Source organism: Halomonas sp. BC1, assembly GCF_002078135.1.
Taxonomy (GTDB): Bacteria; Pseudomonadota; Gammaproteobacteria; order Pseudomonadales; family Halomonadaceae; genus Vreelandella; species Vreelandella stevensii.
Window position 1 is genome coordinate 126,967 of record NZ_LFGS01000007.1, and the last position, 11,247, is coordinate 138,213.

Consider the following 11,247-nt stretch of genomic DNA (forward strand, 5'->3'; position numbering starts at 1 on the left):
GGTTTCTGTGCCTTGACCGCGCCATAACGGTGCAAATTTGCCAAAAAGCGCACCCATAAAGAACAAATGACACGCATATAAAAACCTGGAGGAAAATATGGCGAATATATCGACCTAAAAATTCAAAAAATAAGTAACTGTTTTTTATATGAAATAAACCTGTGTCTCATGCATTTTCTGTATGCACTGACACGTCATGGCAAGCTTATTGCTTCACTGCAAGGAAATATAATTTCTTTTAAAGAATCCATAAAGGGCGACAGCCACTTCTGGTTTCTTTTGGAAAACCTGCCCTAACCGACTGGAAGGAGAATTGATATGACAACGTTATGGCGTACTTCTGCCCTTGCCGAACGCCACCATGCACTCGGTGCGACACTGGAAGACTGGAACGGCATGGGGACTGCGTTTCGTTACGCGGGAGCGGATACCGCCGATCACCACGCCGCCATTCGCACCCAAGCAGGCTTGATGGATGTCTCTGGTCTGAAAAAGATCCATTGCGTTGGCCCGCATGCCAAAGTGCTGCTAGACCATGCCACCACGCGGGATATGTCAAAGCTTTACCCGGGAAAATCTGTCTATGCCACCATGCTCAACGAGGCTGGCAAGTTCGTGGATGATTGCATTGTCTACTGCCTGGCGCCGAATGCGTACTTGGTGGTGCATGGCACCGGTCTGGGCCAGGAAATGCTCACTCTAGGTGCCTTGGGTCGTAACGTCAGCCTGATGTTTGACGATGATCTTCACGACTTGTCACTGCAAGGGCCATTGGCCGTCGACTTTCTTGAAAAGCATGTTGAGAGTATTCGCGACCTGCGTTACTTCCACCATTTGCAGACCCGCCTGTTTGGCTTTGATGTGATGATTTCACGCACCGGCTATACCGGTGAGCGCGGCTATGAGATTTTTTGCAAGGCCAAGGATGCTCCCTCTGTGTGGGACGAAATCCTCGACAAGGGTGCCCCCATGGGCATCGTGCCATGCGGTTTCGAGACACTCGATTGGCTACGCGTGGAAAGTAACCTGCTGTTCTATCCCGTTGATAACTCCGAGACATACCCCTTCCCCGACCAGCCCGCCGGCGACACGCTATGGGAGCTGGGGCTGGACTTCACCGTATCCAAGGACAAGACCGAGTTCCGGGGGGCAGGCGAACACTTCCGCCTCAAGGGCAAGGAGCGCTTCAAGATCTTTGGTGTATTGATTGACAGCGAGGAGGCGGCAAGCGCTGGGGACACCCTCTGGGCAGATAACAAGCAGGTCGGCATTGTTACCGAAGGCATGTTTTCAAGGCTTAGTGGCCGCTCCATGGCACTGGCGCGCCTTGATGTTCCTTATGCCGAGCACGGTGTGCCGTTGGAAATACGTGGCAGCCTGCAAGCCACTGCCAGCAGCCATAGCTTGCCTTTTGATGACCCTGACAAACAAAAGCGCATTGCCAAAGGCTAGATGAAACGATCAATAAAAAGGAAAATCCATATCGACAAAAGCCAAATATGAAGTCAATCTATTACATAGAGATATATTTGGCTTTAAATCGATAAATTTCTTATTTTTTATTTATATTTAAAATTTTAAATTTATATAGGAAAAAAATGAAGGATTCTTGTGACAGTTACATCATCCGCGTTTCTTGCCCGGCTACCTCCGGCATCATTTCGGCGGTGACCTCGTTTTTGAGCGAGCATGACTGCTATATCAGTGAACTGGCCCAATACGATGATGAAGAGCTGCAAAACTTCTTTCTGCGTGCCAAGTTTCGCTTCAATGAAGGCGTGAGTGGGGATATCGAGACATTGCGTGATGAATTTGCCGCCATCGCCAAGGACTTTGAGATGGAGTGGCAGATTTACAGCAGTTCCAAACCCATGCGCGTTTTGCTGATGGTCAGCAAGTTCGATCACTGCCTGAGCGATTTGATGTATCGCCAGGCGCAAGGTGAGCTAGACATGGAAATCACCGCCATCGTCTCGAACCATCGCGACCTTCGCCCCATGGCCGAGCGCGAAGGCATCCGCTTTGTTTACCTGCCGGTCACTAAAGAGACCAAGGCCAAGCAGGAAGCCGCGCTGATGGATATCGTCGAAGAGACCGGTACCGAGCTTGTCGTGCTGGCACGTTATATGCAGATTCTGTCTGACAACCTGTGCCGCCAACTGTCCGGGCGCGCCATCAATATTCACCACTCCTTCTTACCGGGGTTCAAGGGGGCCAAGCCTTATCATCAGGCACATACGCGAGGCGTCAAACTGATTGGTGCCACCGCGCACTACGTGACCTCTGACCTTGATGAAGGCCCGATTATCGATCAGGAAGTTCAGCGCGTTAACCATACCTATCGCCCTGAAGACCTGGTCGCCGTGGGACGTAACACGGAAACCATCGCGCTTTCCCGTGCGGTCAAGTATCACCTGGAGCACCGCATCTTCCTTGATCAGAACAAAACGGTGATTTTCCAATGACCCTCACGACACAAACATCTGCCGCCTTGATTGACGGCAAAGCCTGGGCCGAGCGGGTACTGGTTGAAGTCGCCGACAGCGTGGCGCAACTGGAAGCGGAAGGCACCACACCAGGGCTTGCTGTGGTGTTGATCGGTGAAGATGCCGCCAGCCAGGTATATGTGCGCAACAAGATCCGTAAGGCTGAAGCGGTCGGGATCCGTTCGCTTGAGTATCGCTTCGACACCTCCTTGACCCAGGCCGAGCTGCTGGCACTGATCGACAAGCTGAACCAGGACCCTGAGGTCAACGGCATTCTGGTGCAGCTGCCGCTTCCCGACAACATCAGCGAGGACGCCGTGATTCAGGCGATTTCACCGCTCAAGGACGTCGACGGGTTTCATCGTGAAAACGTGGGAGGGCTGGCACAGGGCGCTGACGTGCTGACACCCTGCACGCCTACCGGCTGCCTGCGTCTTCTGCAGGAAACCTGCGGCGACCTGAGCGGTAAACATGCCGTGGTCGTCGGGCGCTCCAACATCGTCGGCAAGCCCATGGCCGCCCTGCTGCTTCAGGCCAACTGCTCGGTCACGGTGCTCCACTCACGCAGCGTTAACGCCGAAGCCATCGCGCGCCAGGCGGATATTGTCATTGCCGCGGTCGGTCGCCCGAAGATGATCAATGCCGACTGGCTCAAGCCCGGTGCGGTGGTGATTGATGTGGGTATTAACCGCATCGAAGAGTCAGCCAATGGCGAGCCAAAGACGCGTCTTGTCGGGGATGTGGATTTTGCCAGCGTCAGCCAGGTGGCCAGTGCAATCACCCCGGTACCCGGCGGCGTCGGCCCGATGACCATCGCTTACCTGATGCAGAACACGGTGGTCGCCACCCGGCTTCAGCAACACCACAAAGCGGCTCAGCCAGCACTTATCTGATCTACCACAGGAGGGCGTTGTCATGCCTTTTGGATTATTGAAATACGGTTTGTCCTCGGAGTATCCCGTCGATGTGGACTTGCCTCCCCCCAAAGAGCTCAAGCCCTCCTACGATGTGGTGATCATCGGTGGCGGTGGCCACGGGCTGGCCATTGCCTATTATCTGGCCAAATACCACAACATCACCAAGGTAGCCGTGCTTGAAAAGGCTTACCTGGGGGGCGGCAACACGGCGCGCAATACCGCCGTTATCCGCTCTAACTACCTGACCTCGGAAGGGGTCAGGTTCTATAGCGAGTCGGTCAAGCTGTTCCAGAACCTCTCGAACGAATTTGACTTCAATATCATGTATTCCGAGCGCGGTCAGTTAACCCTGGCACATACCGATGCCACGGTACGTGCCTTCCGCCAACGCGCAGAGGTTAACAAACATTTCGGCGGACGCACCGAAATGATCGACCGTCAGCAGATCAGTGAGTTGGTGCCAACGCTTAACCTCGACCCGGGGCACTTGCCGGTTCTGGCCGGTTTGTGGCACCGCGACGGCGCCACAGCGCGCCATGATGCCGTGGCCTGGGGCTATGCCAAGGAAGCCGCCAAGCGCGGCGTTGAAATCCATCAGCTCACTGAAGTGCAGGAGCTGATCATTGAAGGCGGGCGCATTACCGGGGTGAAGACCAATCGCGGCACTATCCAGTGCGGTTGCGCCGTGCAAGCGGTTGCCGGGCACAGCTCGATCCTGGCCAAAAAAGCCGGCTTCCGCCTTCCGATTATCAGCTACCCGCTGCAGGCGATGGTCACCCAGCCGGTCAAGCCATTCCTGAGCCCGCTGGTCAGCTCTTCCGCCCTGCATTGCTACGTTCAGCAAACCAGCCGTGGCGAAGTAGTGTTCGGGGGCGGCTCCGATCCCTACCCGCTTTACAACACGCGCTCTACGCTGGAAATGAAGGAAAGCCTGATTGCCAGTGGCATCGAGATGTTCCCGTTTCTGGCCAAGGCCAAGCTGATGCGCCAATGGGGCGGGATTACCGACATGACCCCGGATTACAGCCCCATCATGGGGGAAAGCCCGGTTGAGAATTACTACCTGGATGCTGGCTGGGGCACCTGGGGCTTCAAGTCAACGCCCATCTGCGGCAAGACCATGGCAGAGCTGGTAGCCAACGGCGGAAAAGTGCCGGCGCTGATTCAGCCATTCCGCCTGGAACGTTTTGCCAATTTCCAGCAAGTCAATGAAATGGGCGCGACAGCGGCCAGTCATTAACGTCAGCCGCTTATGTCAGCCACCGTCTCAGCGACTATGTGAAGGCACGCTCAATGAAAGTCATGAACTGCCCGCTCAACGGGCTACGCAATATCAGTGAGTTCATCTATGGCGGAGAACTCAAACCGATGCCCGGTCAATGCAGCGACCGGGAATGGGCCCACTATGTGTTTTATAGCGACAACACAGCAGGCGTTATTACCGAATGGTGGATGCATGCCGCCTCCAGCTACTGGTTCCTTGCTGAACGCCATACTGTTACCGATGAAATACTGCGTACGTTCGATCCCAAGGAAGTTTTCCAGGAACGTGTCGAGTTTTCCTCTGAGGAGACACGCAAATGAACCGCACCCAACCATCAGGCAATACACAGACGATGGATAACCGCCTTCCCGCTCCCATGGGGCTCTATATCGACCGTCAACAGCCTATCAGCATGACGTTTGAAGGGCAGACCCATCAGGGTTTTTGCGGAGACTCGATTGCCAGTGCGCTGGCGGCTGATGGCCGTTATCTGCTGTCCCGCTCGTTCAAGTACCACCGCCCGCGCGGCCCGCTCACCATGGCCGGGCAAGATGCTAATACGCTGGTGCAGCTGCCCGATGAACCGAACGTACTGGCAGATACCTGCCTTGCCTACGAGGGTTTGAACGTTACAGGCCAGAACTACAGCGGCAGCCTTGACCACGACAGCGACATGAAGCTGGGTAAGTTCTCGAAATTCATGCCGGTGGGCTTTTATTACCGTTCTTTCTATAAGCCTAAAGGTGCCTGGAAATACTGGGAGTCCCTGATTCGCAAGAAAGCCGGGCTGGGTCACTTTGACCTCAAGGCGAAGGGCGATTATCACGACAAAGCCTACCTGTTCAAAGACGTTGTGGTGGTGGGCAGTGGCCCCGCCGGGCTTAAGGCTGCCTTGACGGCTGCAGAAGGCGGCGCCCAGGTACTGCTGGTTGAGCAGGAACCCTTGCTGGGCGGCGCGCTGACCTACGCCCGCTTTGATGAACAGGGGGTGCGTGCCACGGCATTGCGTGATGAACTGGTGCCGGCCGTGGAAGCACACGCCAATATCCATGTGCTGTGCAACGCCATCTGTAACGGCTGGTTCACTGACAACTATTTGCCGGTCATCCAGGACAAGCGGATGTACAAGGTGCGCGCCAAGGAATGCATCGTCACCGCCGGGGCCTTTGACCAGCCGGTCATCTTCCGCAACAACGACCTGCCGGGTATCATGCTGGCCAGCGCCGTCCAACGCCTGATGCGCCATTACGCGGTGCGCCCAGGCAAGCGGGCCGTTGTGTTAACCGGCAATGATGACGGTTATCTGACCGCCCTCGACCTGCACGAACAGGGCGTGGATGTAGCGGCCCTGGTGGATATGCGCGCGGGGCCAACCGACAGCCAGCTAAGCCAGGCCATCAAGCAGCGCGGTATCACCCTGCATCTTGAGCATACCGTTTTCGAAGCGCTGTGCGACAAGACAATGCACCGCGTTAACGGGGTCGATATCCGGCGTATTACCCAACGCGGTGAAGTGGACAAAGAAAGCGTGACTCTGGAATGCGACCTGCTGTGCATGAGCGCAGGCTATATGCCTGTCTACCAGCTGTTGTGCCAGGCTGGCGGCAAGCTGACCTACAACGACGATGTCGCCGAGTTTTCGCTTTCCAACCTGCCCGAACACCTGCATGTAGCAGGCTCGGTCAATGGTTTGCACGACCTTGAGCAGGTGCTGCAGGACGGTATCTTTGCCGCCAGCCAGGCACTGGCTAATCTGGGGTTATCCGCACCGAAAGCCGACCCTGTGACCGAAGCGCCCAGGCAAGTGAACTTCCCGTGGCCCATTTTCGCTCACCCCAAAGGCAAGGAATTCGTCGATTTTGACGAAGACCTTCAGATCCGCGATATCATCAACGCCACCCGCCACGGTTACCGCGATGTCCAGCTGGTCAAGCGCTTCTCCACCGTTGGCATGGGGCCGTCGCAAGGCCGCCACTCTGCGCTGCCCACTGCCCGCCTGGTGGCTGATGCTACCCAGCGTTCAGTCAGTGAAACCGGGGTGACCACCGCACGCCCGCCGTTTACCGCCGAAACCCTGGCGCACCTTGCCGGACGCAGCTTCGACCCTTTCCGGGTGACCACCATGCAACAGCGTCACCTTGAACTGGGTGCCGTCATGATGCCTGCCGGCGACTGGCAGCGCCCGGCCTATTATCCCAGTGCCGACGGCCGCCTTGACCGCCACCACTCGATGCAGGAAGAAGCCCGGCACGTCCGCGAGCACGTTGGCCTGATTGATGTCTCGACCCTGGGTGGCCTTGAAATACGCGGCCCAGACGCAGCAGAATTTATCAACCGCATCTTCACCTTCGGCTTCCTCAAGCAGCCGGTTGGCCGCACGCGCTACGCGGCCATGACCAACGAACAGGGGGTGGTCATTGATGACGGGGTTTCCTGCCGCCTGGCTGACGATCACTTTTATGTGACCGCCACTACCAGCGGTGTCGGCCGCGTGTTTCAAAGTATGCTGCAGTGGAATGCTCAGTGGCGCCTGGACGTGGATATCGCTAATGTCACGTCTGCCTTTGCGGCGGTAAATATTGCTGGCCCCTTATCACGTCAAGTACTTGAAACCGTGTGCACGGGCGTCGACCTTTCCGCCCAGGCGCTTCCCTACCTGGAGTTGCGCGAAGGCTATGCCGGCGATGCGCCAGCTCGCCTTATGCGTACAGGGTTTGTGGGTGAGCTAAGTTATGAGCTACACGTGCCAGCGCGCTATGGCGAATATCTCTGGGATCTGCTGATGGAAGCCGGCAAGGCTTTTGGCATTCGCCCCTTCGGTGTTGAGGCACAGCGCCTGCTACGCCTTGAAAAAGGCCATGTCATCATCGGCCAGGATACCGACGGCATGAGCCACCCTGGCGAGATTGGCATGAGCTGGGCGGTTAACCGTACAAAGCCGTTTTTCGTCGGCCGCCGTGCGGTGGACATCCTTGACGAACAGCCCGCCAAACGGCGCCTTGTCGGCTTTCAGCTACCCGCTGGCAGTGCCAAACCGATGGAAGGGCATCTAGTGCTCGACGGTACGGATATCACCGGTAACGTGACGTCCTGTGAATACTCCACCACTCAGAACGCCATTATCGGCCTGGCTTATGCCGGGGCGGACAAGGCCCCCCCCGGCAGCCAGATCACGATTCGGGTCGAAGGGGGAGCAGAAGTCAGCGCCGAGGTCGTCAAGCTACCTTTCTACGATGCCAACAACAGTCGACAGGAGATGTAATTCATGGCGACCCTCAAAGACACGCTCACTCCCAAACGTACGCCGCTTTATCACCTTCATCAGGCGGACGCTTCCCGTGCCGAGGGATGGCAGGCGCTGAATGGCTATGCCATTGATGGTGGGGACAACACAAGCCTTGACGCTGACTTCACCTCGGCGGCGCATTGTGCACTGGTGGATGTATCGGCGCTGGCCCGCCTTGGCGTGCGCGGCAGCCATGCTGCCAGCTTTCTCGACGAACATGGTTATCAGCTGCCTGATGTGCCGAACCAGGCAACTCGCCAGCCGGATGGCAGCCTGGTCGCGAGACTTTCTGCCAGCGAGTATCTGCTGCTTGGCAGTCTCAACGCTCAGGAGCAGCGGATCAGCCAGCAGGAAGCTACCTGGCCACCCGCTCAGGCGGGCGTTTACCTGCTGCCTCGCCAGGATACCCATGCCTGGCTGGCCCTGACGGGCACCCATGCGAGCAACGTCATGGCCAAATTGTGTGGGGTTGACCTGAGCCCTGCTGCCTTTGCCCCCGGCCAGGTCGCACAGACCTCTGTGGCTCGGGCGAATGCCATCGTCATCAACGCCAGCCAAACGGAGCTTACCTGCCTGTATCTGCTGGTTGATAGCGCCTCGGCCAGCTATTTCTGGCCGGTGCTGCTGGATGCCATGCAGGAATTTGGCGGAAAGCCATTGAGCATCAAGGCATTTATGAACAAGGTATCTTGACGGATAATGCACCTTAACGGCCCGACGGTGGTTAACACCGGGGCCGTTAAACATCGATCCCTTTCAGCAAGGCCTTAACACGTATGGCGAAACCATCCACTAAAGACAACGATTATACGGTTCCCGCGCTTTACCGGGGTCTCAGAATCCTCGAGTTGTTCAACAGCCAACAGCGTATTCTGACGACTCAGGATTTTGCTGATGCGCTAGAGGTCAGCACCTCGTCGATCTATCGTATTGTGACCACACTGACCGAGATGCACTATCTCGATAAAGTGGCCAAGAATACCTATCAGCTTGGCCCCCAGGTGATTTCCCACGGTTTCAGCTATCTGGCCAGCCGCGATATTGTCGATATCGTCATGCCGCATTTGAATGCACTGCGCAACCGCGTATCAATGTCCTGCCACCTCAGTGTGCGTGAAGGCCAAGATACTGTGTATATCTACCGCTCGTTTGCGTCTCAGCGGCTGTCGGTGAACATCCCGGTAGGCACCCGCATCGCTTGCCACAGTTGCGCCATGGGTCGCATTCTCCTCACCGCTCTGGACGAAACCGAGCTCGACGCGCTTTATCACCACGTGCGCCTGGACGGCTATCCTGCCCCCGCGCCGCGCACCTTGCCAGAGCTTAAACACACGATTGCCAATGACCGTGACGCAGGCTGGGTAATGCATCGCTCCGACCACGCCACGGCCATCGCCACCGGGCTAAAAGATTATCAGGGGCGGATTGTCGCGGCGATCAACATCTCAGGCCCCGACGCCATGCTGGACAGCGATGCCCATATCCACGAACTCAAGGAGCAATTACAGGCCACGGCTGAACGTATCTCTTTTGAACTGGGTAGTATAGGACGGTGCTAACGCGCCGATGGGCCATGCCTATCGACCGCCGGGGAGGTCGCAAATAGCTTTACTTTTGCGCTTATGCTTTCATGTCAATATTGTCTAACTTTTATATCACCTCGGGTGGCTGGCACTCCTGCCCCCGAGGGCGGCAACATAATGGTTTCAATATCAACAGGCGTCATGAACACCAAAATCATAAGCGAAGGCACTCATGAGCGAAAAGATCACCACTGATAAACAGGACACGCGCCTAAGTCTGGAACAGCACATCGCCAGGGCACTGAAGCGTAAACGGATTTCGCAGGGATACAAAATATCAGACGTCGCTCGTATCGCAGAGCTTAGTCAGGGCATGATCAGTAAAGTGGAAAATGCCCAAGTATCCACTAGTCTGGACACGCTGAGCCGCCTCTGCAATGCCATTGACCTGCCGATATCCAAACTTTTCAGCGATTTTGATCTTGGAGGGCGTGGTGCCCAGCACGTCAAGGCTGGCGAAGGCATGGAAGTTGTGCGCACTGGTACGGAAGTTGGCCACACCTATCAGTTATTGAGTTACCGCCAGGGACCAAATAAGCGATACGAACCGTTTTTGATCACCATGGACGATGCCAGCGAAGTCTTTCCCAACTTCTGCCATGCCGGGCACGAATTTATCTACCTGCTCGAAGGCAAGCTCGTTTACCGGCACGGGGAGCATTTCTATACCATGAACGCCGGCGACAGCCTGGCCTTTGATGCTGCTGTGCCGCACGGGCCCGAACAGCTGATAGAAGTTCCCATCAAGCTGCTCTCGATCATTCATTACGACAAAGAAGATCAAGGGTAAGCCGACCCGGCGGACAGGTCACCTTACGGTGTCACCCGCCAGAGCTCAGCCCAGTACCGCGACGAAATCGACATTAATTTTTAACGATGTGTCCAAATCAGGTTGACAGGTTCCGGCCCTACCAGGAGACCCTGGCGGGGCGGTTTCGCGTAAAGAAATTGTGTAAATTTTTCTATATGCAGAAAGGGGCTGCCTCCTTTTCATGTTCCCTATAAAACAGGCATTCACTACTTTGGGCTTACCCACTCACCTCCAAAGTGATACCGCACTGATTTTCTACTGAGGCCTTAACAGCCTCGTAGCATGCCTCCAATAAATATGGGCTTGGCTCCTGTCGCTCTGGAGCTTGGCCATAGAGAAAAACATCACCGATACCGATGTCTCTATAGTGCTCTCGTGCGTCAGCGATCAGATTTTCTTCATCAGCCTCAGGATCAGCATCCAGATAATCGTTTATCACCTCGCTCGGTATAGACCCATCGATTAGTGCGATCAATTTTCCTGGCGCCGGGTATTGTCCGTAGAATAGATGGCCTTGCGGGATATCAACTCTGAGGCGCCAACCAGGGACGTTTTGATCATCGAAGACTACTGTGAGATGGCAGGAATTGAACCTGCGACCTTCGGCTTCGGAGGCCGGTTTAAGCCGCACAAGCATCGCCCTTCCCTACCGTCAAAAAACCAATAAACAATATTTAAAACAACAAGTTAATTAACATGCCAATGCATTTCAAATCTTCTCTATCACACCCATTAACGCCATTCTGTGCCCTTCATTGTCAAAACGTTGGCACACACCGTGACTTTTCTGTGTCCTGTTTTCTACCAAATTTGACCTCTGGTCACCGCGCACTACGGACTCCTTTAATTGATTCGGCTACGCGTAGAACGCCAGCAGTACCTATGCAAAAAAACACAGTT

10 protein-coding genes are annotated in these 11,247 nt (G+C 55.7%); 9 read left to right on the top strand and 1 reads right to left on the bottom strand.

From position 1 onward, the window contains the following. Positions 1-318 precede the first annotated feature (318 nt). The 9 genes from B7L72_RS07240 (at position 319) to B7L72_RS07280 (ending at position 10,326) form a co-directional block, all read left to right on the top strand. Positions 319-1,452 (top strand): aminomethyltransferase family protein, encoded by a 1,134-nt coding sequence (locus B7L72_RS07240; protein ID WP_044630293.1) that lies wholly within the window; start codon positions 319-321, stop codon positions 1,450-1,452. 146 nt (positions 1,453-1,598) lie between these two features. Continuing rightward, entirely contained in the window at positions 1,599-2,465 is an 867-nt protein-coding gene (gene purU / locus B7L72_RS07245; protein ID WP_044630294.1) for a formyltetrahydrofolate deformylase, read from the top strand. After that, positions 2,462-3,379: a bifunctional methylenetetrahydrofolate dehydrogenase/methenyltetrahydrofolate cyclohydrolase FolD gene (gene folD / locus B7L72_RS07250; RefSeq protein WP_044630295.1), complete on the top strand. Its 918-nt coding sequence runs from the start codon at positions 2,462-2,464 to the stop codon at positions 3,377-3,379. Before purU ends, folD begins: the two co-directional genes overlap by 4 nt. Positions 3,380-3,401: 22 nt before the next feature. Continuing rightward, on the top strand, positions 3,402-4,643 hold the full coding sequence (locus tag B7L72_RS07255) for an FAD-dependent oxidoreductase (RefSeq protein WP_044630296.1): 1,242 nt from the start codon (positions 3,402-3,404) through the stop codon (positions 4,641-4,643). A gap of 53 nt (positions 4,644-4,696) precedes the next feature. Beyond that, positions 4,697-4,987 (top strand): sarcosine oxidase subunit delta, encoded by a 291-nt coding sequence (locus B7L72_RS07260; RefSeq protein ID WP_044630297.1) that lies wholly within the window; start codon positions 4,697-4,699, stop codon positions 4,985-4,987. Next, complete coding sequence (locus B7L72_RS07265) at positions 4,984-7,929, top strand: 2Fe-2S iron-sulfur cluster-binding protein (protein ID WP_240312658.1); 2,946 nt, start codon at positions 4,984-4,986, stop codon at positions 7,927-7,929. Before B7L72_RS07260 ends, B7L72_RS07265 begins: the two co-directional genes overlap by 4 nt. Before the next feature lie 3 nt (positions 7,930-7,932). Then, positions 7,933-8,646, top strand: a complete 714-nt coding sequence (locus B7L72_RS07270) for a hypothetical protein (protein ID WP_081193468.1) — start codon at positions 7,933-7,935, stop codon at positions 8,644-8,646. A gap of 83 nt (positions 8,647-8,729) precedes the next feature. Beyond that, positions 8,730-9,512, top strand: a complete 783-nt coding sequence (locus B7L72_RS07275) for an IclR family transcriptional regulator (RefSeq protein WP_044630298.1) — start codon at positions 8,730-8,732, stop codon at positions 9,510-9,512. Positions 9,513-9,708: 196 nt separating this feature from the next. Next, positions 9,709-10,326 (top strand): helix-turn-helix domain-containing protein, encoded by a 618-nt coding sequence (locus B7L72_RS07280; protein WP_044630299.1) that lies wholly within the window; start codon positions 9,709-9,711, stop codon positions 10,324-10,326. 238 nt (positions 10,327-10,564) lie between these two features. Here B7L72_RS07280 and B7L72_RS18520 read toward each other — a convergent pair whose 3' ends face one another. After that, positions 10,565-10,984, bottom strand: a complete 420-nt coding sequence (locus B7L72_RS18520; protein ID WP_152621790.1) for a hypothetical protein — start codon at positions 10,982-10,984, stop codon at positions 10,565-10,567. Positions 10,985-11,247 lie beyond the last annotated feature (263 nt).

Bases quoted from the DNA above. Each gene is read 5' to 3' on its own strand.
- purU (WP_044630294.1), top strand. From the start codon at position 1,599: ATGAAGGATTCTTGTGACAGTTACATCATCCGCGTTTCTTGCCCGGCT.
- B7L72_RS07275 (WP_044630298.1), top strand. From the start codon at position 8,730: ATGGCGAAACCATCCACTAAAGACAACGATTATACGGTTCCCGCGCTT.
- B7L72_RS07270 (WP_081193468.1), top strand. From the start codon at position 7,933: ATGGCGACCCTCAAAGACACGCTCACTCCCAAACGTACGCCGCTTTAT.
- B7L72_RS18520 (WP_152621790.1), bottom strand. From the start codon at position 10,984: ATGCTTGTGCGGCTTAAACCGGCCTCCGAAGCCGAAGGTCGCAGGTTC.
- B7L72_RS07240 (WP_044630293.1), top strand. From the start codon at position 319: ATGACAACGTTATGGCGTACTTCTGCCCTTGCCGAACGCCACCATGCA.
- B7L72_RS07280 (WP_044630299.1), top strand. From the start codon at position 9,709: ATGAGCGAAAAGATCACCACTGATAAACAGGACACGCGCCTAAGTCTG.
- B7L72_RS07260 (WP_044630297.1), top strand. From the start codon at position 4,697: ATGAAAGTCATGAACTGCCCGCTCAACGGGCTACGCAATATCAGTGAG.
- folD (WP_044630295.1), top strand. From the start codon at position 2,462: ATGACCCTCACGACACAAACATCTGCCGCCTTGATTGACGGCAAAGCC.
- B7L72_RS07265 (WP_240312658.1), top strand. From the start codon at position 4,984: ATGAACCGCACCCAACCATCAGGCAATACACAGACGATGGATAACCGC.
- B7L72_RS07255 (WP_044630296.1), top strand. From the start codon at position 3,402: ATGCCTTTTGGATTATTGAAATACGGTTTGTCCTCGGAGTATCCCGTC.